At 70.1% G+C, this 24,326-nt stretch carries 10 protein-coding genes; 3 read left to right on the top strand and 7 right to left on the bottom strand.

What is annotated here, in order from left to right; translation table 11 throughout:
- Nucleotides 1–77: 77 nt before the first annotated feature.
- The 6 genes from IPN03_11595 to IPN03_11570 all read right to left on the bottom strand — a co-directional run bounded on the left by IPN03_11595 (nt 78) and on the right by IPN03_11570 (nt 15,328).
- Nucleotides 78–3,110 (bottom strand): TonB-dependent receptor, encoded by a 3,033-nt coding sequence (locus IPN03_11595; GenBank protein ID MBK9374345.1) that lies wholly within the window; start codon nt 3,108–3,110, stop codon nt 78–80.
- A gap of 462 nt (nt 3,111–3,572) precedes the next feature.
- On the bottom strand, nt 3,573–5,762 hold the full coding sequence (locus IPN03_11590; protein MBK9374344.1) for a sulfatase-like hydrolase/transferase: 2,190 nt from the start codon (nt 5,760–5,762) through the stop codon (nt 3,573–3,575).
- Nucleotides 5,759–7,978, bottom strand: coding sequence for a sulfatase-like hydrolase/transferase (locus tag IPN03_11585; GenBank protein ID MBK9374343.1), 2,220 nt, complete (start codon nt 7,976–7,978; stop codon nt 5,759–5,761). The genes IPN03_11590 and IPN03_11585 overlap by 4 nt, the downstream gene beginning before the upstream one ends.
- Nucleotides 7,975–10,140, bottom strand: coding sequence for a sulfatase-like hydrolase/transferase (locus IPN03_11580; protein MBK9374342.1), 2,166 nt, complete (start codon nt 10,138–10,140; stop codon nt 7,975–7,977). The genes IPN03_11585 and IPN03_11580 overlap by 4 nt, the downstream gene beginning before the upstream one ends.
- Nucleotides 10,137–12,302, bottom strand: a complete 2,166-nt coding sequence (locus IPN03_11575) for a sulfatase-like hydrolase/transferase (GenBank protein ID MBK9374341.1) — start codon at nt 12,300–12,302, stop codon at nt 10,137–10,139. The genes IPN03_11580 and IPN03_11575 overlap by 4 nt, the downstream gene beginning before the upstream one ends.
- A 98-nt stretch (nt 12,303–12,400) precedes the next feature.
- Nucleotides 12,401–15,328, bottom strand: coding sequence for a TonB-dependent receptor (locus IPN03_11570; protein ID MBK9374340.1), 2,928 nt, complete (start codon nt 15,326–15,328; stop codon nt 12,401–12,403).
- 640 nt (nt 15,329–15,968) lie between these two features.
- Here IPN03_11570 and IPN03_11565 point away from each other — a divergent pair.
- The 3 genes from IPN03_11565 to IPN03_11555 are packed head-to-tail and all read left to right on the top strand — an operon-like array spanning nt 15,969 to nt 20,595.
- A complete protein-coding gene (locus tag IPN03_11565) occupies nt 15,969–16,763 on the top strand; it encodes a dienelactone hydrolase family protein (protein MBK9374339.1) in 795 nt (264 codons plus the stop codon).
- Between the two features lie 56 nt (nt 16,764–16,819).
- Nucleotides 16,820–19,027: a S46 family peptidase gene (locus tag IPN03_11560; GenBank protein MBK9374338.1), complete on the top strand. Its 2,208-nt coding sequence runs from the start codon at nt 16,820–16,822 to the stop codon at nt 19,025–19,027.
- Nucleotides 19,024–20,595 (top strand): hypothetical protein, encoded by a 1,572-nt coding sequence (locus tag IPN03_11555; protein ID MBK9374337.1) that lies wholly within the window; start codon nt 19,024–19,026, stop codon nt 20,593–20,595. Before IPN03_11560 ends, IPN03_11555 begins: the two co-directional genes overlap by 4 nt.
- A gap of 52 nt (nt 20,596–20,647) precedes the next feature.
- On the opposite strand, the gene IPN03_11550 is transcribed toward IPN03_11555, so the two are convergent.
- The gene (locus IPN03_11550) at nt 20,648–24,010 is read right to left on the bottom strand and encodes a PD40 domain-containing protein (GenBank protein ID MBK9374336.1); all 3,363 of its coding nucleotides are present in this window, start codon (nt 24,008–24,010) and stop codon (nt 20,648–20,650) included.
- Nucleotides 24,011–24,326 lie beyond the last annotated feature (316 nt).

Here is a 24,326-nt window from a genome sequence, read left to right as displayed (position 1 = left end):
TCCGGCGCGCCAGAAACGAGAAAAGCGGGAGCGCCTTCGCGCTCCCGCTTCCGGGGATACCAGGGAATCCGTAAGGGCTAGAAGATGAACTTCAGTCCGAAGCGGAAGGTCCGGGGGCCCTGGAAGGCCAACGGCCGGCCATAGGAGGGGACCATCGCCGCCTTGGCCTCCTCCGGCCCGCCGTAGTAGGCCTCCATCAACGCGTCGTAGTTGTAGGGAACGATGGTGCCGAAGTACTCGGCGTTCGAGCCGTCGCAGGCGGTCGCGTCGCAGACGTCGTCGAAGTACTTGACGTTGCCGACGCGGGTCACCTCGGCCTCGTCGAAGAGGTTGATGACGTTCAGGCTCAGCTCGAGGCTGAAGTCACCGATCTTGAAGGGGTGAGCGAGGAGAAGGTCGGTCTGGGTGATGGCCGAGAGGCGGCCCATGTCGTTGCGGCCGTTGGGGAAGAAGTTGACGCCGTTGAAGGAGGCGTCCGTCGAGACCGGGCTGCCCGACGCGTACGAGAAGTTCAGGCCGACGTTCGTGCCCCAGGGAGCCTGGTAGACGCCCTGAACCTCGAAGGCGTGCGGACGGTCGGTGTTGAGCTCGCCGTCGACGAGAGAGCCGTCCGACGCAAAGCCGTAGGCGAGACCGTCGAAGTAGCGGGCGACGTTCGGGTCGGTGCGGCCGAACTCGTCGGAGCTCGCGAGGCCGGAGTAGTTGCCGGTCAGGCTGCTGTAGACGTAGGAGGCGCGGAGGGAGTAGTTGTTGGAGAAGCGCTTGTTGAAGGTGAGCTCGATCGCCTCGTAGTCACGAATCGCTTCGGGCTGGGCCGGAAGCGGGCCCGCTCCGTCCGGGTCGCCGGCGACGATGCCCTTGCCGGGGTTGCCGGTGATGTATTCCTCGCCGGAGGTGCCGTCGTCGTAGAACACGAGGTAGCCGATGTCTTCGATGGTGTTGATGAGCTTCTTGTTGACGTACCGCGCGCTGACGACCGAGTTCTTCGTGAGCTGGTAGTCGAGACCGAGCTGGAACTCACGGTTCTCCATGGGCTGGAGGTCCGGGTCGATGGAGTCTGTCGGGTCGGTCGGCCTGCGCAGGTCGCGGTTCTTCGACGCGACGCCGAAGTAGTTGCCGCAGGGGTTCTGCGCGGGCTGGAGGTTGTCGGAGAGGCCGCAGTTCGCGGCCCACTGCGTCCAGTCCTGCCGGCCTTCGTTGATCGGGTAGACGTGCGTGATCCACCGGTCGGCGCCGAAGGAGCCGCGCGGCATCTCGAGCTTCGTGATGTCGTAGTAGGTGCCGTAGCTGCCGTAGGCCTTCAGCTGCTGCTTGCCCGTGACGTCCCAGGAGAAGCCGAGGCGGGGAGCCAGCTTGTCCTCGAAGTTGAACTCCATGGCGTACTCGGGAAGGGTCGGGTCCTTCTCGAAGCCGTAGTTCGGGACCCGCTCCTGCTCGGTGCGGACGCCGAGGTTGAGCGTGAAGTTCGGGTGGATCGCCCAGGTGTCCTGGATGAAGAGGCCGATGTTGGTGCTCTCGGCCGATCCGACGGTCTGGAACCGATAGACCGCCACCGAGCCGTACGTGCCCCGGACGCCCTGCCCGAAGCGGTCCGAGAGGCCCCAGCGGGTCTCGAAGAAGTTGCCGTTGTCGCCGAAGACGACCTTGTTCTTGATCAGCTCGTACTGGACGCCCGCCTTGAAGGAGTGGCTGCCCAGGGCGGTCGCGAAGAGGTTCAGGTCGAAGCCGGCCGACGTGCGCTTCCAGCTGTCCTCGTCCGTCTGCCGGAAGGAAGCCAGCGGAACGCTCGTGAAGCCGGTGGGCTTGTAGAGCGGGCTGTCCGTCGGGAACGGGGCGATGCCCGCGGTGAAGCTGATGCGGTTCGTGGCGTCGAGGCCGCCCGTCTCCGTGTCCGTCTCGTACATGCCGAGGCGGCCGCTCACGTAGAAGTTGTTCGTCGGGACGAAGTCGGCGTAGGCGGAATAGCTCGAGGTCGGGATATCGGTGTTGACGTCGAGGTCCGCTTCCGCGGGGGTCGAGCCGTCAAAGGCCGGAAGGTTGCCATCCTGCTCGAACGGGCTGATGTTCGCCGAGATCTTGTAGACGAACTTCGACCCGACGTTCCCCTTGAGGTTGGCCGAGAAGAAGTGGTTGATGCGGTCCATGTCGTAGCCCGTCGTCGATCCGTAGGGCACGCGCGTGTCTTTGCGGATGTTCGGGTTGTAGCCCGCGAAGAACCAGAGCTTGTCCTGGATGATCGGCCCGCCGAGCGCGAAGCCGGGCTCGATCGAGGTCGCGTCGTCCTTGTCGTAGGTCCGGTAGTAGCCGGGCCACGACTGCTGGTAGACGGGGCGATCGTCGCCGTTCGCGTTGGAGTTCAGGCTGGAGTCGCCGTAGTAGAGGCCGACGAAGCCGTGGAACTCGTTCGTGCCGCTCTTCGTGATGGCGTTGATGACGCCGCCGAGCGCTCCGCCGAACTCGGCCGAGTAGCCGGCCGACTTGACCTGGACCTCTTCGATGAAGTCCGTGATCATCTGCTGGCCGGAGAGTCCGTCCTGCGGCTGGGTCGTGTCGACGCCGTCGATGACGAAGCGGTTCTCGGAGCCCGAGGCGCCGTCGATCGAGATGCCGCCCAGCATGAGCGTCTCCTGGGAGGCGCCGGCGGCCTGCGCGACGATCGAGGTGAAGTCGCGGCCCTTGGGAAGCAGCGAGATCTGCTCGGAGGCCATCGTGGCCGTCGTCGAGTTCTCGCCGACGGCGATCTGGACCCGCTCGCCGGTGACGACGACCGTCTCCATGACCGAGCTGATCTTGAGGGTGACGTTCACGGTGGCCCTGTCGCCGAGGGCGACGGAGATCCGCGAGGCCTCATAGGTCTGGAAGCCCTGGAGGCGGGCCGTCAGCTTGTATGCGCCGGGGGTCACGCGGGCGAAGCGGTAATCACCCTTCGCGTCCGTGACCGCCACGAGCGTGCCGCTCGGGCCCTTGATCTCGATCGAGACGCCCGGAAGCGACTCTCCTCCGTCGGCCGTGATCTTGCCGACGATCTGGCCCGTCTGCTCCTGTGCGAGTGCCGTACCGGTAAACAGAACGACCGCGAATACGGCGAGAACAATCCCTAGTCTCTTCATGGTTCCATCCTCCCTTCAAAATTCGCTCCGCGCCGGAGCGGAAAAAAACTGAGAACGTCAGCGACGGAGCGGATCGCCGGGGCGAACCGTCCCGTCCATCAACCGGGAACTTCCGGAAACAGCGGAGAACCTCCTTCCTTTCTGCAGACAGCGGGTCCGGGGCCCGAGTCGAGACGAGAATTTGGAGACGGATCGAGAATTACGTAGAGGTTCGAGTGGAGCCCCGCAGGCGGTTCCAGCACGGCACGTCCCGGACAAACCCCTGTTACCGGGCGCGTTACGCGGTCTCGAACCAGATGCGAATCTCCCATCCGACTCATATTCGTGTGCGATCTCAGAACCTGTATGAACGAATCATGCCGTGTTTGGCTCCCGGGGGGAAGCCGAATTCCATCGAACCGCCTGGGACCCCTGGATCGGCCCGGCGAGACGATCCAGGTCGGCTGGCAGTGAACCCGGGTATCAGGGCCTGGCCGCGGTGGCCCGGGCGACCGGGGCGCCGCCCTCTTCCGCCCGCCGCCGCCACGCCGCCGCTTTCCCCTTCTCGCCGAGGGAGTCGAGGGTGCTCGCGGCCAGGAGCGCGGTCCTCGCGGACGGGGCGGCCCGGTACATCTCCTCGAGGAGGCGGTCGACGCCGGGGCGGTCTCCCCTCATGAAGCGCAGGACGGCGAGGCTCACCCAGGGCTGGGAGTTGCCGGCGAAGGCCGCGATCTCGGCCCGGAACGCCGCCTCGGCGTCGTCGAACCGGTTCATCCGGGCAAGGGCGTCGCCGCGCAGGAACTCGAGGTTCCAGACCTGCGGGAGGCGCAGCTCCTTCGCGCGGGCCGCCGCCCGCTCCACGTCGGCGAGCCCCTCGGCCGTCCGCCCGGCCTTCAGCTTCACCTCGGCCAGCGCGAGGATCGAGGAGGGCTCCGGGTCACGCCCACCGGCGGCCTCGCGGGCCTCGCGCTCCGCCGCGGCGAAGTCGTTCCTCGCGAGCGCCACGCGGGAGAGGAGGATGTGGCCCTTCGTCGGGTGGTCGGAGAGCGCCCCCCGCGCGAGCTTCTCGGCCTCGTCGAAACGCTTGCGGCGCAGCTCGACGACGCCGAGTGCGATCGCGATGTCGGGGAGCGGGACCGGCGAGCGGTCGAGCGCCTGCCGATATGCCGCGGCGGCCTCGTCGTCGCGCCCCGCATCGGCCTGCAGCTCCGCGAGCTTGATCCACGCCTCCGACATCCCCGGGTTCCGGGCCACCATCGCCCCGAGGTGCTCGATGGCCCGGGCCGTCTGGCCGATCCCGGCGAGGCGCCACCCTTCCTCCATCCGGCGAAGGTCGGCGATGTGGTCGACCGGGTTCGGGAGATCGCCCCCGCCGGAGCGGTCGCGCAGGCCGCCGATGTAACCCAGGGCCGCGAGCTTCTTCAGCGTCTCCTCGTCCTCCGGCGCCGGCTTCTCGTTGCCCTGCGGGAACCGCAGCAGCTCGCGGGCGAGCCGCGCCGCCGTCGGCCTCTCCGCCGTCACCAGGTCGTTCTTCTCTCCCGGGTCGGCGACGAGGTCGTAGAGCTCGGGGCGCGGGCCGTGGATGTAGTGCCAGCGGTCGTCGAGGGCGCTCCGCAGGTCGGCCCAGCCGAGCTGGAGGCGCGGGTAGAGCGTCTCGCCGTAGATCGTCCGCGCCGCCGCGCCCTTCGCCCCGGCCGCGAAGAGCGACCTGCCGCTCACTCCCGCGGGCGTCGGCAGGCCGAGCGCCGAGGTGACGGTGGGGAGGATGTCGGAGAGCTGGACCGGGGCCGCCACGCGGCTTCCGCCGCCGCGGCTGCCCGGGAGCTTGACGAGGAGCGGGACCTGGATCGCCTCGCGGTAGAGGAGGAGCGAGTGCTGCTCCTCTCCGTGATCTCCGAGCCCCTCGCCGTGGTCCGAGGTGACGACGACGATCGCCTTCTCGTAGACGCCGAGCGCGCGCAGGTGCTCGAAGAGGTCCCCGACGATCGCGTCGGCGGTCGCGATCTCGGCCTCGTACGTCGCGCCGTACTCGGCCAGGAACGGCGCGGCGGGCTCGTACGGGAGGTGTGGCTCGAAGATGTGGAAGAAGAGGAAGAACGGCCCGCCGGCACGCCCGGAGAGCCACTCCTTCGCGAAGGCGAGCGTCTTCTCGCCGGGGCGCTGATAGCGGACCGTCGCGACTCCGGGCGTCGTCGGCACCGAGTCTTCGTAGAAGTCGAAGAGCGCCCCGAGCCCCGTCTCGCGGCGGAGGACGTAGGTCGACACGGCGGCGCCCGTCGCGTAGCCCTGCTCCTTCAGGAGCCGCGGAAGGCTCGGGTGGAGGTCGCCCCGGAAGACGAAGCCGGAGTTGTTCCTCACGCCGTGCTCGGGCGGGAGCATGCCCGTGAGCATCGACGTGTGGGACGGGAGCGTCATCGGCGTCGGCGCCCACGCCTTCTCGAAGAGCCAGGCGTCGGCCGCGAAGCGGTCGAGGTGCGGGGTCTTCACCTTCGTGTAGCCGTAGGCCGGGAGGCGGTCGGAGCGGAGGGTGTCGATGGAGACGAGGACGACCGGGGCACCGGGGAACGTCGCGGCTCCGGGCTCCTTCTCCGGCAACGTGCGCCGGCACGCGGCACAGGCCAGCAGCGCGAGAACGGGCGCGACGGCGCGGAGAGCCCGGGAAGGCCCGATCACCGTGGCGGGCCTCCGCCCGCCGACAGGCCCGGGAACCGGCGCGCCGCGTCGGCCCGGAGCCTCTCGGCGCCCGCGGCGTCTCCCATCGCCGTGAGCAGCTCGGCACCTGCCGCCCAGGCCTGGGGCCCCGGGACGGCGCGGAGCATCTCGTCGATGACCTTGCGGGCCTCTGGCATGCGTCCCCGGGACCCGTAGACGAAGGCGAGCGTCTTCCAGCCGTTGAGGTTCTGCGGGAACTTTCGCGTCTCCTCCAGCAGCTCGGCCTCCGCCTCGTCCCAGCGGCCGAGCCTCCCGAGCAGGTTCCCGCGGAGGAAGTGGAACCCGATGAGGTCACCGAGGCCGCGCTCGCCAACCTTCGCCTTCACGTCGTCGGTGATCCGGAGCGCCTCCTGGAAGTTCCCCCGGCCCGCCTCGACCGTGGCGAGGACGAGCCAGGAGCGCTTGCGGCCCTCCCCCGTTTCGATCGACCGCCGCGCCTCGGTCTCGGCCTTCGCGTCGTCCCCCATCGCCAGGTACGCGCGCGCCTTCACCTCGTGCCCTCCCGTGTCGCCGCGGGCGATCGCCAGGTCCGCGTTTCGGAGGGCCTCGTCCGGGCGTCCGACCTGGAGAGACAGGTTCGCCACCGAGATCAGGTAGTTCGTCCGGTCCGGCGGCGAGAGCTCCACCGTCTTGCGGATCGCCGCGAGGGCCTCGTCCGTCCGCCCGAGGCGGGCGAGACCCTGCGCGTAGGCCTCCCACGCATCGACGATCCTCGGGTTCCTGTCGAGGAGCCGCTTCAGCACCTCCGTGCTCTCCGGCACGCGCCCCGCCTTCGCGAGGCCGAGGCCCTGTTTCAGGAGGCCGAGCGTCTCGATCTCGTCCTTCGGGTCGGGTAGCGGGCCGCTCGCGGCCGTCGTCATCGTGAGATAGCCGAGCGAGGCGAGCTTCCTGGCGTGCTCGTCGTCGACGGCCTCCGGCGCGACGAAGGTGCTCTTCCGCTTCTCCAGCTCGGCCTTCATCGCCCGGAGCGGGCCCGGCTTCTCGGAGGCCAGGTTCTTCGCCTGCCGCGGGTCGGTCTCGAGGTCGTAGAACTCCGGCCGCGGCGCCTCGACGTACTGCCACTTCCCGTCCGTGAGCGCGTGGAGCTCGCTCCATCCGAACCGGATCCTCGGGAACCAGGTCTCGGCGAGGATCCGCCGCTCGGGAGCCAGCTCCCCCGCCGCGAGGCGGACGAGCGAACGCGCTTCGGGCGGCATCGCGTAGTCCGGCACGCCGACGGCCGTTGCGATCGTCGGGAAGACGTCGGTGAGCTGGACGGGCGTCGCGACGCGCGCGCCGGCGAGCGGTGGCTTCTCGCCCGCGCTGGCCGACGGGAGCTTGAGGAGGAGCGGGACCTGGATCGCCTCGCGGTAGAGAAAGACGCCGTGCTCGTCCTCGCCGTGGTCGCCCAGACCCTCGCCGTGGTCCGAGAGGAAGACGACGAGCGACTTCTCGTAGAGCCCCCGACGTTTCAGCTCGTCGAGGAACGCACCCACGGCCGCGTCCGCCGCCGCCACCTCGCCGTCGTAGGGGTCGGCGACCCGGCTGCGGAACGGCTCGGGCGGCTCGTAGGGCGAATGGGGCTCGTAGAGGTGCAGGAAGGCGAAGAGCCGGCCCGACTTCGAGCCGTCGAGCCAGCCGCCCAGGAGCCTGGCCGTCTCGCTCCCCGGCCGCTGCACCCGGTTCGCCGGAAGGCCCGGAGCCTCGGGCTCGATCCGGTCCTCCCAGAAGTCGAAACCGCGCGCGATGCCGCTCGACGCGCCGAGGACGATCGACGAGACCGCACCTCCCGTGCCGTACCCCTGCCCCTTCAGCACCTCCGCCAGCGTCGGGAGCGTCGCGCCGAGGCGGTAGCCCCCGTTGTCGAGGACCCGGTGGACGCCCGGCAGGGCCCCGGTGAAGAGCGACGCGTGGGCCGGAAGAGTGAGCGGAACGGGGCTCCACGCGCTCTCGAAGAGCACCGAGTCTTCCCGGAGCGCGGAGAGGGCGGGCGTGACCGCGCCGACGTGCCCGTAGAACGGCAGGCGGTCGGAGCGGAGCGTGTCGACGACGATCAGGATGACCGGCGCCCCGGGCGTCACGGACGGCGCGGCGGTCCTCGCCGCTTTCCGCGTGCACGACGCGAGGAGCAGGAGCGGGAGGGCCACGAGGGCGACGAGCGCCACGAGTGCCACGAGTGGCGAGGTGCGGCGGTTCATCGGCGCATTCTCCCCGGGTTTTCGCCGGCGGCCTCCTCGCGCGCGAGGTACGGGTCGAGCGGGAACGCCCGCCGCCCCTCGGCAAGGAGCGCCCGCGCCTCGCCGGCCTGCCCGAAGCTCCTGAGGCTGAAGAACCCCGCGAGGTACGCCTCCGCCGTCGGCACGGCGCGCACCATCGCCGCGACGCGCCGGGCGGCCTCGGCCAGGTCGCCGCGCGCGGCCGCGACGATGGCCAGGCCCGAGTGCGCATCGACGTTCCTCGGATGCGCCTCGAGCTCGAGGCGGTGCTCCGCCTCGGCCTCGTCGAGCTTCTCCTGCCGGCCGAAGACTTCGGCACGTACCACGTGGAGCCCCTCGGGCGGTGCACCGCCCGCGCGCGAGAGCCCCTCGTCTGCCGCGCGGAGCGCCTCGGCGAGCCGGCCCTCGCGCAGAAGGACGCGCCCGAGTACGACGTACGCCCGCGTGTCGCCGAGGTCGCGGGCCAGCTCGGCGTGCCGGCGGGCCTCGTCCAGCCGGCCGGCCCTGAGGGCCAGCGAGGCGACGTTCACCACGTAGTTGGATCGCCCCGGCGGCGAGAGAGCGACCGTCTTCTTCAGCGCTGCGAGAGCCTCCTCCATCCGCCCCAGCCTCTCGAGCGCGCTCGAGAGGATCTCCCAGCCGTCGACGAGGCGGGGATTGGCGGCGAGGACCTCGAGGAGGATCGGCACGGCCTCGGCGCTCTTCCCCGCCGTGTGGAGCTCGGCGGCCTGCTGCAGGCGGACGAGGCTTCCGATGGCGTCCTTCGGGTCGGGGCGCGCTCCGCCGTCGTCCCGGGCCGTTCCGGTGAGGTAGCCGAGGGCCTGGAGCTTCTTCGCCGTCTCCGCGTCGGCCGGCGCGGGCCCTCGGAGCGCCGTCCGGCGCCGCTCGGTCTCCACCACCATCGCGCGCAGCTCCGGCGGCCTGCGCAGCGCGAGGTTCACCTTCTCCCCGGGGTCGTCCACGAGGTCGTAGAGCTCGGGCGTCGGCGCCTCGATGTAGTGGTGCCGCTCGGAGACCAGCGCCCGCAGCTCGCTCCACCCGAGCCGGATCCGCGGGCTGAAGTTTTCCGCGAAGACGCGGCGCGCGGGGGCGGGCCCCCCCGCCGCGAGGGCCGTGAGGGAGACGGTGCCGGGACGCCCGGGGAAGGCCGGGACGCCGAGAACGTCTCCGATCGTGGTGAAGACGTCGGTGAGCTGGACCGGCGCGGCGACGGACGATCCGGCGAGCGCCTGCCCGGGCAGCTTGACGAGGAGTGGCACCTGGATCGACTCGCGGTAGAGGAAGATCCCGTGCTGCTGTTCCCCGTGGTCGCCCAGCCCCTCGCCGTGATCGGAGAGGAAGAGGATCAGCGCGCGGTCGTAGAGGCCGTCCTTCCGGAGCCCTTCGAGGAACTGCCCGACGATCGCATCCGACGCCGCGACCTCGGCGTCGTACGGGTCGGCGTACCGCGAGCGGAACGGCTCCGGCGCCAGGTACGGCGCGTGCGGCTCGTAGGTGTGGAGGAAGGCGAAGAAGGGGCGCGCGGCGTTCTGGCGGACCCAGCCGAGGAGGAGCGCCGCGGTCTCGCCGCCGGGGCGCTCGACGAAGTCGAGCATCGAGACCGCGCCGCGCGCCTCGACGCGCTCGTCGTAGAAGTCGAAGCCCCGCGAGATGCCGCTCGGCGACGCGAGGACGGCCGCCGAGATCGCCCCGCCCGTCGCGTAGCCCGCCCCCTTCAGCAGCGCGGCGAGCGTCGGGTCGCTGGCCGCGAGACGGTAACCCGAGTTGTCGAGGACCCCGTGGCCTCCCGGCTCGAGGCCGGTGAAAAGCGACGCGTGGGCCGGGAGCGTGAGGGGGACGTGCGAGTACGCGTGCTCGAAGAGGACCGCGTCCTTCCGCAGGGCGTCGAAGGCGGGAGTGGCGACCTTCGCGTATCCGTACATCGGCAGGCGGTCGGAGCGCAGCGTGTCGACGCAGATCAGGACGACGGGGGCGTTCGGGAACCTCGGGCTCGGAGCGGGCGACCTGGCCCGGGAACAGCCGACGACGGGCACGAGCGACAAGCCCGCCACCACCACCGCGGCAACCTGCACCAACGCCCTCTGCATTCCGCGGTGGAGGATACCGTCGGCGGCGCCGCCGTCCAGGACCCGCGCGGCCTTCAACGCTCCCGGAACCGTACGTCGAGAGGGTAGCGCGTGGCGGCGGCCCGGCGGACCGCTTCCGCTTCGGCGACTCTGCCGATTGCCTGAAGGCTCCTGATCGCCGCCGCCGGTCCTTCCGGGCCGGGAACGTTTTCGAGTAGGCCGCGAACGGCTTCGGTGGCGTCGTCCTGGCGCCCGGCGGCCGCAAAGAGGGCGACGAGCGCTGCCCGGGCCTCAATCCGGGCCGGAAAGAGCCGGACCTCCTTCTCGAGATCTGCCTCGGCCTCCGCGACCCGGCCAAGGCGCGCAAGGGCGTCGCCGCGGACGAAGTGGAGTCCCGAACGCCCGCCGGCCAGCTCTCCTCCCGCGGCCACCTGGGCCTCGTCGGCCAGCTGGAGGGCGCGGGCGAGGTCGCCCCTCAACGTCGCCACCCGGGCCAGGACGAGGAGGGCCCGCGTCCGTGAGCTTCCCCGGCCGAGAGCCCGATGCGCGGCCTCCTCCGCCCCCCTGAGATCTCCGGCCGCCAGGCGCGCCCGGGCGACGACCTCCTCCGCTCCCGGGTCGCCCAGCGCTCCCGCCGCCTCGGCGTGGCGCACGGCCGTCTCGACCTGTCCGGCCTGGAGAGCGACCGTCGCGACGGAGAGAAGGACGCTCGTCGATCCGGGAGGCGAGAGCGGAACCATCCTGCGGACGGCCTCGACCGCCTCCTCGTTTCGGCCCAGCCCGAGGAGCGCCTGCGCGTAGAGCTCCCACCCGTCCCGCACCCTCGGGTTCGCGTCGAGGAGACCCGAAAGGAGCCGGACCGCGTCGGCGAAACGCCCGGCCTGCAGCGCGGCCATCCCTTCCCGGAGGGGTTCGAGGGAAGCGATGACGTCCTTGGGGTCCGGAAGGGCCCCGCCGCCCGGGGAGGACGTCGCCGTGATGTAGCCAAGCGACGCGAGCTGGCGGGCCTTCTCGGCGTCGACCGGCGACGGCGGCCGGAACGGGGACCGGCGCGCCTCCAGCTCGGCCCGCATCGACCGGATCGGACCGGCCTTCTCCCCGGCCCGGTTCGTCCGTTCCGCCGGGTCGGCGGCGAGGTCGTAGAGCTCGGGCCGCGGCGCCTCGATGTAGTGCCACCGTTCGTCGGCCAGCGAGGCGAGCGGGCTCCAGCCGAAGCGCGTCCGCGGGTAGAAGGTCTCCGAGAGGATGCGGCGCGACGGCACATCCGTACCACTCGCCAGGGCGACGAGCGAAACGGTCCCGGGCCGCAGAGGACATCCCTCGAGCGCCACCGTCTCGCAGATCGTCCGGAAGACGTCGGTGAGACCGACAGGCGACGCGACCGTCGCTCCGGCCAGGCTGCGGTCCGGGAGCTTCAGAAGGAGCGGGACCCTGATCGATTCGCGGTAGAGAAAGATGCCGTGCTCCTTCTCGCCGTGGTCGCCGAGCCCTTCGCCATGGTCCGAGAGGAAGACGATCAGGCTCCTGTCGTAGAGCCCGGCGGCCTTCAGCCTCGAGAGAAACGCCCCGACCGCCGCGTCCGCCGTGGCGATCTCCCCGTCGTAAGGATCGGCGTACGCGCTCCGGAACGGCTCCGGCGGAGCGTAGGGACTGTGAGGCTCGAAGATGTGAAGGAAGGCCAGGAAGGGCTTCTCCCTGCGGCCGGCAACCCAGCGCCAGAGGATCGCTTCCGTATCGGCTCCCGGTCTCTGGACCAGCGTCATCGGCTGACCGGGGACCGGGGCCTCGAAGGAATCCTCCCAGAAGTCGAACCCCCTGGAGATCCCGCTCCGGCCCTCCAGGACGACGCTCGAGACGGCTCCCCCGGTCTCGTAGCCGTTCGCCCTCATCACCTCTGCGAGCGTCGGTACGGAGGGCGCGATCGTGTAGCCCGCGTTGTCGAGAACCCCGTGCTCGCCGGCACCGACGCCGGTCAGGAGCGCGGCGTGCGACGGAAGCGTCAGGGGTGCCTGCGCGTACGCCGTCTCGAAGAGGACCGCGTCGGCCCGCAGGGCCGTGAGCGCCGGCGTCTCGAGGCCGGTGGTGCCGTAGAACGGGAGGCGGTCGGCCCGGAGCGTGTCGACGGAGACGAGGATGACGGGGGCTCCGGGGAACCGTGCGGAGGCCTTCGGCCCCCCTCGCACGCAGCCGGAGGCGAGGAGGAGGACGAGCACGATCGGGGTGCGTCGCGACGGGTGCACGTCAGTCCGTCCTTCGAGGATAGCGGCCCCCGGCGGGCCCGTCGGAAAAAGAAGCCCCGGCGCAGGCCGGGGCTTCGGGGTACGGGGAACGCGATGACCTAGAAGCGGACGCCGAAGCCGATCCTGAAGAGACGCGGCGCCTGGAAGCTCGCCGAGCTCGTCGGCTTGCCGAAGTTCGGGCCGTAATTCCAGTTCGCGCCCGTGCCGCGCGCGCCCTGCGTGGGAGTCTGCGTGAACGGGTCGAAGGCGAGGTAGTCGTTGCGGCGGTTGACCCGGGTCTCCACCGTCGTGTTGACGGCGATGACGGCTTCGTTGTCGAAGACGTTCGTCACCTGCGGCTGGACGAAGATCTCGACCGGTCCGAAGAAGTAGGAGTAGTTGAGGGCGAGGTCCGTGCTGTTGATGTTCGGCCGACGGAACGCGTCCCGCTTCGTGAAGTAGTAGTTCACCGAGGCGGGCGGGGTCTCGTACCCGACGTCCGCCACGTACGGCCCCGTGGACACGCTTCCCACCGCGCCGTAGGGGGTACCCGAGTTCCACGTGTGGAGCACCGAGAAGTTCAGCGCGCCGAGGACCTTCGGAAGGGGAAGGTCATAGACCGCGTACGCGACGAGACGGTGCGTCTGGTCCTGCGGCAGGCTCCCGATCGGGATGTTCCAGCTGGGGTCGGCGTACTCGGGGTAGGAGGTCCAGCCGAAGGGGCGGGGGCCGGAGGTCGCGTCCGAGGTGACGGCGTTGCCGTAGGTGTGCGCGTACGTGTAGTTCCCGCCGAGGTTCAGGCTGTCGAAGAAGCGGTAGGCCGCCTGGGCCTGGAGAGCCGCGTACGTCCGCTCGACGGCGTTCGTGTTCTGCAGGAGCGCGAGGTCGTAGGTGATCCCGACCGAGTCGGTGACCTTGCCTGTCGAGGTGTCGGTCAACGTGTCGATGAAGTCGCCGAACTTGCGGTAGATCCCGTCGAGCCGGAAGTTGCCGCGGGTCCCGAGGCTCCCCGCGACGCTCAGGCCGAACTCGTCCGTGTAGGACGACTTCAGGCTCTCGCGGATCTGAGTCGAGACGCCCTGAACCGTCGCCTGGATCGGAGAGATGCCGGGGCGGGTCGGGAACTGGTTGATGCCCGTGATGCCAAACCAGCGGAACATCTGCTCGAGCGTGGCCGCCGTCGTGACCGGGTTCGCCGGTTCGTCGTCGTTGATCGGGTCTCCCTCGTAGTACCAGACCCAGATCTCGGGGCTGCCGGCGCTCGAGGCGCCGCCGATGAAGTTCTCCTGCTGCCCGCCGACGTACCGGGCGTAGCTCGCGCCGACGCGCAGGCGGCCGTCTCCCCTGACGTCCCAGGTTGCGGCGAGGCGCGGGCTGAACGCGCTGTCGTCCGACGTCGTCACGCCCCGGCTGTCCTTCCCGTCGTTCTTGTCGTAGCGGAGGCCGACGTTGAAGGAGAGGTTGTTGTTCAGCCGCCAGGTGTCGTTCACGTAGAACGAATGCGTCCGGACGTTGCTTCCCTTGCTCAGCTCGAAGATCGGCCAGTAGACCAGGAACGCGTCGCTCCCGATGACCGGGTAGACGTCCTGCCCCTGGACGATCGTGGCGGAGGAGTAGACGGTGTAGTTGCTCCCGGACTGGTAGTTGTTGGAGAAGACCTTGTTGTTGAAGTTGTCGTACCCGAAGACGACGTTGTGCGAGCCGAGGCTCTTCGTCGAGAGAAAGAGCGTTCCCTTGGCGAGGAAGTTCTCGTTGTCGCGGGTCTCGGGATCGCAGACGGCGCAGAACGGGGAGGCGTTGTAGAGGCCGCCGAGCGTCGCGTCGATCATGTTCGTCCCGGCGATCAGGTCCCGCGAGGAGCCGCCCGCGTCCTCGAACGCGAACTTGCGCTGGGAGTACTGCGCCTCGACGAAGACCTGGTTCGTCAGGACACCGTTGTAGTTCAAGGCGAGGAGCGACTGCGGGTAGCTGGGGTTGTAGAGGACCTTGGTCTCCATCGGGGAGTACCCGGGGTTCACGTTCGTCGCGTCGTTGGCGATGTCGATGTAGGAGGCCGTGACCGTGTGGTTCTGGAAGGGCGTGATCGTCAGCTTCCCCTCGAGCCGCATCTCCTCGGTCGTCGAAGGGTAGCCGACGTTCGTGAGGTACGTCTGCGCGGTCGCGTCCGTCTCGCGGCTCCGGCCGGCGGCGAAGAACCAGATCCGGTCCTTCCAGATCGGGCCGCCGAGCGTCGCCTCGTAGGTCGGGATCGTCTTGTCGGTGTAGTCGACGGTCTGGAGCGGCTTCGTCGCCTGCCAGCTGTCGTTGTTCAGCGTGGCGCGGACCGAGCCGCTGAAGGCGTTCCCGCCCGACTTCGTGATCGCGTTGATGACGCCGCCCGTGAACCGCCCGTACTCCGCGGAGATCGCGGCGGTCGAGGTGGTCGTCTCCTGGATCGCGTCCTCGATGAACAGGTTCTGCGGGGAGCCGCGGATGTTGTCCTGGGTGACGACGCCGTTGATCGTGACGAGGTTGTCGTACGACTCGGCGCCCGAGATCGTGGTGGCGCCCCCGGGCCCGTTCGCGTTGACGCCGGGCGAGAGGGCGACCGCCGAGAGCAGGGTCCGGGTCACGGGGAGCTTCTTCGTCAGGTCGGAGGTGACGGTCGTCGCCGCCGAGGCCGTCTGCGAGATCGACTCCGAGGTCGAGACGACCGTCACCTCCGCGGCCACGGCCGAGAGCTGCATGTTGACGTTGATCACGGCGGACTGCGAGGCGTTCACCTTGAGGTTCCGCGTGACCGTCTGGAACGAGGTCATCGTGAACGTCAGCGTGTAGTCGCCCGGCGCCAGGTTCGGCAGGGCGTAGTCGCCGTTGATCGAGGTGACCGCCGTGCGGGTCCCCTGCAAGGACGGAGACTTCGCCGTCACGACGACGCCGGGCAGGCCCAGGTTCTCGTTGATGGCCCTGCCGCTGATGGTGCCGGTCGGGAGACCCTGGGCGAGAAGGGTGACGGTCACCAGGAGTGGAACGGCGAGGAGAATGAACCGGAGGGTGCGTGTCTTCATGATGAATGACCTCTCCTTTCCCTGCTGGGCAGGAAACACACTGAAGGGACCGAAGACCGGGAGAGCTCGCGCCGGGCGTTTCGACGCCCGATCGAAGGTGAACTGCAAATGGACCTCGGGACGTGACTGGCTACAGCGGACCGCCGATGCACCTCCTCGTTGGCAGTCCGGGCTCGAGACCTGCAGGTAGCGACGCACCTGCCGCCCCGGGCGCGATTCCCGGAATCGGGTTTCTCGCGACCCGCCACAAATCCAATCCACGGGATTGGTCTCTCTGAACTTGCATCGGATCGCGCCTCTCGTCCCCTCTCGCCGGCCCTCAGGGAACCCCGGGTCAGCGTCGCTGCGTCCCCTGGAGAAGCGATTTCCCCGTGCCTCGGGTACGTCTGCCTCGCCGAGAGGCTCCCTTCGGGACGATTCATGACGCGTCGTCTTGAGAACCGGATGCCAGGTCCCGGCTCCCGGGAAGATCCAAGGGATAAACAAGACCTCATCCAGGATCGAGACGGTTCGCCTCACCGCAGAAGAGGTGTGCGAAGGCCATCTCCGGATCGGCCTGACCTGAGACGCCTTTTCAGAATCCGCCCGTTTCGGGTATCTTCCCCGCCCGAACGACCCGACCGCTCAGGAGGAAAGCCCCATGCGCACCACGTCCGACATCATTCCCGCTCTCGCCCTGGCGCTCGGCGCCGCCGCAGCGCTTCCGGCCTTCGCAGCCGTGAAGACCGAGATCGTCGAGTACAAGGACGGAGACCAGACCTGCGAGGGGTTCCTCGCGTACGACGACGCGGCGAAGGGAAGGCTCCCGGGCGTCGTCGTCGTCCACGAGTGGATGGGCCTCGGCGACTACGCGAAGGAACGCGCGACGAAGCTCGCCGGGCTCGGCTACGTCGCCTTCGCGGCCGACATCTACGGCAAGGGGATCCGCGCGAAGGACACCAAGGAGGCCGGCCAGCTCGCCGGCAAGTACAAGGGCGACCTGCCGCTCCTGCGCTCGCGGGCCCGGGCCGCGTTCGACACGCTCGCGAAGAACGGCCGGGTCGACGCGGCGAAGCTCTTCGCCATCGGCTACTGCTTCGGGGGGACGACGGTCCTCGAGCTGGCGCGCAGCGGCGCCCCGCTCGCTGGCACCGTTTCGTTCCACGGCGGTCTCGCGACGAAGGACCCCGCCGATGCGAAGAACGTGAAGGGGCGCGTCCTCGTGCTGCACGGCGCGGCCGACCCGTACGTCCCGCCGGCCGAGGTCGCCGCCTTCCAGAAGGAGATGGACGACGCGAAGGTCGACTGGCAGATGGTCTACTACTCGGGAGCCGTCCACTCGTTCACGAATCCCGGCGCGGGGACCGACCCTTCGAAGGGGGCCGCCTACGACGCAAAGGCCGACCGGCGCTCCTGGGAGGCGATGAAGGCCTTCTTCGCCGAAACGACGAAGTAGCGCTCGCGGGAAGGCGCGAAGGCCTCCGGCGGGCTACGATGCCGCCGGAAAAAGCCATGACGCGACGCTTCCGTCACCCCCTCCTCCTCCCCGCCGTCCTCGTCCTCCTCGCCGTTCCACTCCCCGCTCCCGCCGACGAGGGCCAGTGGCCCCCCGAGGCCCTCGCCACGCTCGGCACGGCCCGCTGGGGCGAGCTGTCGAGCCGCGGGCTCAACGTGACGGCCAGGGACCTCTGGGACGGCCAGGGCGGCGGCCTCCTCACGGCCGTCCTCGGCCTCGGAGGCTGCACGGGGGCGCTCGTCTCCGAGGAGGGGCTCTTCCTGACGAACCACCACTGCGCCTTCTCGGCGATCCAGCTCGCCTCGACGCCCGAGAAGAACTACCTGTTGGGCGGCTTCGTCGCCCGGACGCGGGCCGAGGAGGTGGAGGCGCGCGGAGGGGCCGGAAGGGTCCGCATTCTCTCCCGCCTCGCCGACGTCACCGACCGCGTGCGCGGGCCGAAGAGCGCCTTCGCGAAGGCGAAGGGAGACGCCGCCCGCGCCGATGCGGTGGAGCGCGCGAAGAACGAGATCGTCGCCGAGTGCGAGAAGGCGCCCGACCGGCGTTGCGCCGTGGCGGCGTTCGAGGACGGGCGGACGTTCCGGCTGATGGAGCAGGTCGAGTTCCGCGACGTGCGACTCGTCTACGCGCCGCCGCGGGACGTCGGCGACTTCGGCGGCGAGGAGGACAACTTCCGCTGGCCGCGCCACACGGGGGACTTTTCCGTCCTCAGGGTCTACGTCTCGCCGGACGGCAAGCCCGCGCCCTTCTCGAAAGAGAACGTGCCGTACCGGCCGAAGACGTGGCTGAAGGTCGCTTCGAAGGGGATCGCCGAGGGCGACGTCGTGATGATCGCCGGGTATCCCGGCAGGACGCAGCGCTACCTGACGCCTTCCGCCGTCGCGAACCAGGAGAAGTGGTTCTACCCGCTCCGCGGCAAGACGTTCTCGGATCTCATCGCGATCCTCGAGACCGAAGGCAGGAAGGACCCGGACACGGCGCTCCGGGTCGCCGCGGCGATCAAGAGCTACGGCAACGGCGAGACGAACGCGCGGGGGCAGGTCGAGGGGCTCGCGCGCAACGGCGTCTTCGCGAAGGCCGAGGCCGAGGCGAAGGAGCTGGCCGCGTTTCTCGCGAACCGGAAGGACCTCCCCGCCGCGTGGGCCGCCGCCCCTGCCGAGCTGGAAAGGGTCCTCGCGGCCGACCGGGCCGGGCAGGACCGGCGCTTCTTCCTCGAGGAGATCGAGAAGCTCACGTCGCACCTCGGGTCGGCGCTCTCGGCCGTCCGGCGAGCGGACGAGCGGCGCAAGCCCGACCTGGAACGCGAGGCGGGCTACCAGGAGCGCGACCTGGACCGCGCCCGCCAGCGCGAGAAGGACGTGACCCGTTCCCTCGCCCCCTCCGCCGCCCGCAGGGCGCTCGCGTATCTCGTCGCCAAGGCACAGGCAGCATCTCGCGAGAAACCCGTTCAAGCGTTCGACGAGGCCTTCGGGAAGGAGGCGACCGTCGCATCCATCGAGGCCAGGCTCGCCGGGATGGACGCCGCCACCGCGCTCGGCGACGAGAACGTGCGCCTCGCGAACGTCGACGCGCCCTGGGCCACGCTCGCCGCGTCGAACGACCCGCACGTGAGGCTCGCCGTCGCGCTCCACCCCGACTTCGCCGCCCTCCGGGCCGCGCGGAAGGAGACGAACGGAGCGCTCCTCGTCTGGCGGCCAAATTACCTCTCGGCACTCGAAGCCCTGCGCAGCTCGAAGGGGAAGGCGATCTACCCCGACGCGAACGCGACGCTCCGCGTCTCGTTCGCCACGGTGAAGGGCTACTCCCCGCGCGAGGCGGTGACGTTCACGCCCCGGACGTCGCTGAAGGGCGTCCTCGAGAAGGAGCGCGGCGCCGAGCCGTTCGCCTCGCCGAAGAGGGTTCTCGACGCGGCCCGCGCCGCAGACTTCGGCCGGTGGGCCGACCCGCTGCTCGGGAGTGTCCCGGTCGGCTTCCTGACCGACGGCGACACGACCGGCGGGAACTCGGGGAGCCCGACGATGAACGGAAACGGCGAGGTCGTCGGCCTCAACTTCGACCGGGTGTGGGAGAACGTGGCGGGCGATTTCGGATGGAGCCCCGAACGCTCGCGGAACGTGAACGTCGACCTCAGATACGCGCTCTGGATGATGGAACGGGTGGACGGAGCGGACGCCCTGGTCAAGGAGCTGCTGCCACCGAAGTGAGGATCAGAAAGGATCCCCGGCCACGGCACTTCTCCGGTCGGTCGGAGCGCGGGCCTGGCGTCGTGAGGCGTGCCCTCTCGAGAACCCCGGCGGCGCTCGGTGTCGGGGCGGCGGGTGTCGCCGCCCTGCTCTTCTTCTGCGCGGCGTGCCGGAGGCCGCCTCCGGAGCGGACGCTCGAGGTCCTCGTCCCCCTGCTCCCGGCCACCCTCGACCCGTACGCCGACTCGCGCCTCGTGGCGCGCAGCCTCTTCACCGCCATCTACGAGCCGCTCGCCGAGGGGACGGCGGTCGGCATCCGGCCGGCGATCGCCGAGAGCTGGACGAACCCGACCCCCGACACCTGGGTCTTCCGCATCTCCGAGTACTCCCTGTTCCACGACGGCACGCCCGTGACGAGCCAGGACATCGTGAACGCGGCCCACGCCTCGCGGACGTCGCGCGGGTCGCTCGCGGCGCTCGCCGACCTGCGGTCGATCGAGGTCCTCGACGAGCGGACCGTCCAGTTCCGCACCCACAGGCCGGCGGAGGACTTCCTCCTCACCGTCTCGGCCGTCTTCATCCCGCGAAAAGCGGGCGGGACTTTCCAGGGTTCCGGGCCGTTCCGGATCGTCGCCAGCGCGCCGGACCGGGTCCTCCTCAGGCGGCATCCCCGCCCCCATCACCCGGCCCCCCTCCTCGATGAAGTCGTGTTCCGGCGCTTCTCGAGCCCAGCGGAAGGGCTCAGGCTCCTGCGCCGCCGCGAGGTCGCGGCCGTACTCGACCCGACCCCCTCGATGGTCGAGGAGATCCGGGAAGACCCGCGATACCGCGTCGTGGTCACGGAGTCGGGCGGCCTGACGTACCTCGCTGTCGGGCTCTCCGCGGACCCTGGCCCTCTCGGAGACGTCCGCGTGCGCCGCGCCCTCCGCCTCGCCCTCGACCTGCCGGAGCTGGTGAAGTCCGGAACCGTCGCGGGAGGAGTTCCTTCGGGGCAGCTCATCCCGCCCGGCGCCTTCGGCTTCGACCCGGGACGGACCCCGCCCCGGCGCGACCTCGCGGAGGCGCGCCGCCTCCTCGCGCTCGCCGGCTTCCCGGGCGGGTTCGACGCCGATCTCGACGTCAACCCGAACGGGCGACGGGCCGCGGAGGTCCTCGCGAGACAGGCCGCCCAAGCCGGCATACGGCTTCGCGTCGTGCTCCACACCTCCGACGAGTTCGTGGCGCGCATCGACGGCCGGAGCCCGCTCTACCTCTACAGCTGGTTCGTGGGTCAGGACGCCGGTCAGGCTCTCAGGAACGCGTTCCACACGAAGGACGTGTCGCGTGGTCTCGGGTCGCTCAACCGGACCGGGTACTCGAACGCCGAGGTGGACCTCGCCTTTGCCGACCTCGCGGCGACGACCCGCGCCGAGGACCGCCTCCGGAAGCTCCGCGCTCTCTCGGACCTCCTCGACGCCGACCTCCCGTGGATTCCCCTCTTCTCCGCACGGGAAGCCCGGATTCTCCCTTCCTGGCTCGACCTGCCCCGCCGCGCCGACGGGCTCTTCGTGATCGCCGAGGCCCGCCTGGCCGGCGGCAGCATTCCCTGATCCGCCGCCGGACGGGGAGCGGGCCCTGCCCGCTCCCCGCTCCCGCCCTGGTCTACTTCGTCTTCACCGGGTCCGCGGGCCTCTTCGGGAGCCTCTTCGGGTCCTTCTCGATCGCCTTCAGGACCTCCGCCACGCCCCGCTCCAGCTGCGGGTCACGCCCGGCCGCCACCGAGACCGGGTCGTTCTCGACCTCGATGTCCGGCGACACGCCCAGCCCTTCGATGATGTAGCTCCCGTCCACGTCGTTCGTCGCCTGCTGCGGGACGAAGACCTGCCCGCCGTCGAGAAGCGGACCGCGGCCCGAGATGCCGACGACGCCGCCCCAGGTCCGCTTGCCGATCAGAGGGCCGAGGCCCGCCTTCTTGAAGCGCGCCGGGAAGATGTCGCCGTCCGAGGCGGAGGTCTCGCTGATGAGCGCCGCCATGTGCCCGTGGAAGACGGCGTAGGGGTAGGTCATCGGCTCGTCGCTCGCCATCCCGAAGCGGGTCCCGAGGAGCTTCGAATCGAGCCGCTCGAGGATCCACTGCGAGACGTTGCCCCCGCCGTTGGAGCGGACGTCGACGACGAGCCCCTCCTTGCGAATCTGCGGGTAGTACCACTTCAGGAACTCGTAGATGCCGGGGGCGCCCATGTCGGGGATGTGCAGGTACCCGACCCGCCCGCCGGAGAGCTTCGTCACCTTCTCGTGGTTCTCGAGGACCCAGTCGAGGTAGAGGAGGTCCGCCTCGTCGTCCACCGGCTCGTAGGTCGCCTTGCGCGCCCCCTCGAGGGAGGGCTTCGCGTTCAGCGTGAGGGTGACGGGGTGCGTCTTGTGCGCCAGGAGTCGGTAAGGGTTGTCGCTCCCCTTCAATTCCTCGCCGTCGACGGCGAGGACGTAGTCGCCCACGCGGGCGTCGACGCCGACCGCCGTGAGGGGCGAGCGGTACTTCTCCTCCTCGTTGTGGCCGCGGAAGATCTTCGTGATGCGGTAGCGCCCGGCCTTCTCGTCGAGCTCGAAGCGGGCACCGGGGAGCCCTGCCTTCGCCCGCGCCGGGCGCTCGATGTCTCCCTCCTCGACGTAGGCGTGCCCGACGCTCAGCTCGGAGACCATCTCGCCGAGGACGTACGTGAGGTCGGAGCGGTGCGAGACGTGCGGCAGGAGCTGCCGGTATCGGTCGCCGATCGCCTTCCAGTCGTACCCGTGCATGTTGCGGACGTAGAAGAAGTCGCGGTAGCGGCGCCAGACCTCGTCGAAGATCGTCGCCCACTCCTCGGCGGGGACGCGGTCGACGGCGAGCTCCTTCGTCGAGACGCTCTTCGGCTCCTTCGCCTTCGGCTTGACGTCCCAGAGCTTGAAGCCCTTCTCCTTGCCGCCGCCGCGGACGAGGACCTTCTTCCCGTCGTCCGACACGGCCCAGCCGTCGACGTCGGCGACGAGCTCGCTCTCCTCGCGCTCCTTCAGGTCGAAGATCGCGAGGGAGGTCTTCCGGTCGCTGTCGCGGCCGTAGAACGCCGCCCCTTCCTTCGCGTAGAGGAGGGCCGTCTTCGTCACGGTGAGCCCGTCGAGGTTGTCGGCCTCCACCGGGACGCGGACCACCCGCGAGGCGAGGCCGTCCCACTCGACGACGACGGGCTTCGGCGGCTTCGCGGCCTCCTTCTTCGCGTCCTTCGCGTCGCCCTTCTTCGCGTCGGCGGCGTCCTTGTCGTCGCCGTCCTTCTTTGCGGCGTCCTTCTTCCCGTCCTTCGCGTCGGCCGCGTTCACCTCGTCGCTCTCGGGGGCGAAGGGGTTCGCGACGTCCTTCCGGAGGGCGAGGGCGAAGATGCCGGTCCTGCGGTTGCCGGCGTAGTTCCACTCGATGTCGGAGATCTGGGGCGCGAACTCGCGATTCGAGAGGAAGTAGAGGAGCTTGCCCTCGGGGTCCCACGCGGGGCCGAACGACGAGAACATCTCGCTCGTCAGGCGCCTGACCTTGCCGTCCGCCACGCTCCAGGCGTGGAGGACGCGCATCTGGGTGTGCTCGCCCATCGAGAACGCGAGGTGCGCGCCGTCGGGCGACCAGGCGTAGTCGAAGATGCCGCCGAAGCGGTCGTCGGCGATCTCGACGACCTTCTTGCCGGACACCGTCACGACGTAGAGCTTCCCGTCCTTGTCGGCGAGGGCGAGGCGCGCTCCGTCCGGCGACCAGGCCGGCGCCGTGAGCATCGACCCGAACGTCGTCGTCAGCTGTTCCGGCTTCCCGGAACCGTCCTGCGGGACGAGCCAGAGCTGCTCCTCGCCCGTGCGGTCGGAGACGTACGCGATCGTCTTGCCGTCGGGGGACCAGGTGGCGTGCTTGTCGTGGGCGTTCGAGGAGCGCGTCAGGTTGCGGGTCGGCCCCTTCTCGATCGGCGCGGTGAAGACGTCGCCGCGGGCGACGAAGAGGGCGCGCTCACCCTTCGGCGAGAGGCCGAAGCCCTCGATCCGCTTCTCGGCCCAGACGCGGGCAGGCCGCGAAGCGAGGCCGTCGGACGGGACGGTGATGGCGAGGGCGGTCTCCTTCTTCGCCTTCACGTCCCAGAGGCGCAGCTCGCCGCCGAGCTCGTAGGCGATCTGCCCGGCGCCGTCCGAGCTCGCCCAGCGGACGTCCCAGGTCGTCGACTGCGTCAGCTTCTCGAGCCCGGAGCCGTCCGCCGCGACGGAGTAGAGGTTGAGCGTGCCGTCCCGGTCGGAGACGAAGAAGATCTTCTCGCCGATCCACATCGGGTCGCGCTCGGTCCGCTTCGACGGCGCGAGGACGGTCTGCGTCCCCGCCGCCAGGTCGTAGACGTAGAGGTCCTGCGCCCAGCCCCCCTCGTAGCGCTTCCAGGTGCGGAAGTCGCGGAAGAGGGGCGAGTAAACGAGCCGCTTGCCGTCGGGGCTGAATTCGCCCGCGCCCGCCGTGTACATCGGGAGCTTCACCGGGAGGCCGCCCGTCACCGGGACGATGTAGAGCGCCGTCTGGACCATCGCGCTCTCGGCGTCGCGGAGGGAGCGGAAGAGGACCTTCGCCCCGTCGGGCGTCCAGCCGTAGACCTGGTTGTCGCCGCCGTGCCGCGGCGCGCCCGGACCGTGCGCCGGGTACCACGTGAGGCGCTTCGGGACGCCGCCATCGGCAGGGACGACGTAGACCTGCTCGTCACCCTCGTACTGGCCGGTGAAGGCGATCCACTTCCCGTCGGGCGAGAACTTCGGGAAGAGCTCCTGCCCCGGGTGCGCCGTCACGCGGGAGGCGAGGCCGCCGCCCGTGGACGCCGTCCAGATGTCGCCGCCATAGCAGAAGGCCACGCGGTTCCCATGAACGTCGGGGAACCGGAGGAGCTTCGTCTGGGCCGCGGCCGGGAGAGCGAGGGCGAGGGCCGCGGCGGCGAGAGTGAGGGGGGCCGAGAGGCGCGCGAAGCGCCGGGAACGTGAATTCATCGGATCCTCCGGCGGACGATGGTATCGCGAGGCGAGACCACGGACCGGACCGGGTCCGTCGCCGGACGGCGCGCCCGCGATCGCCCGAGATCGTCCGACACCCCGAGATCGTGCCAGGCGTGAAACCGTGTATTGTTGAAAACAATACACGGTTTCACGCCTGGCACCGGGGTTCGTGGCACCGGGCTTCGGAATGGCTCAGGGGCTGCGGTCCGGGCCTTCGAGCGTACTGGCGTCGAGGAGGTCCTTGGCGTCGGTCCCCTTGTTTCAGGAGCTCCTCCCCCCAGGACCCCCCCTCTCCCCCGCCTGCTCATGC

It is taken from the genome of Holophagales bacterium, from assembly GCA_016719485.1.
Lineage (GTDB): Bacteria > Acidobacteriota > Thermoanaerobaculia > UBA5066 > UBA5066 > UBA5066.
This window is presented reverse-complemented; position numbering and strand designations above follow the sequence as displayed.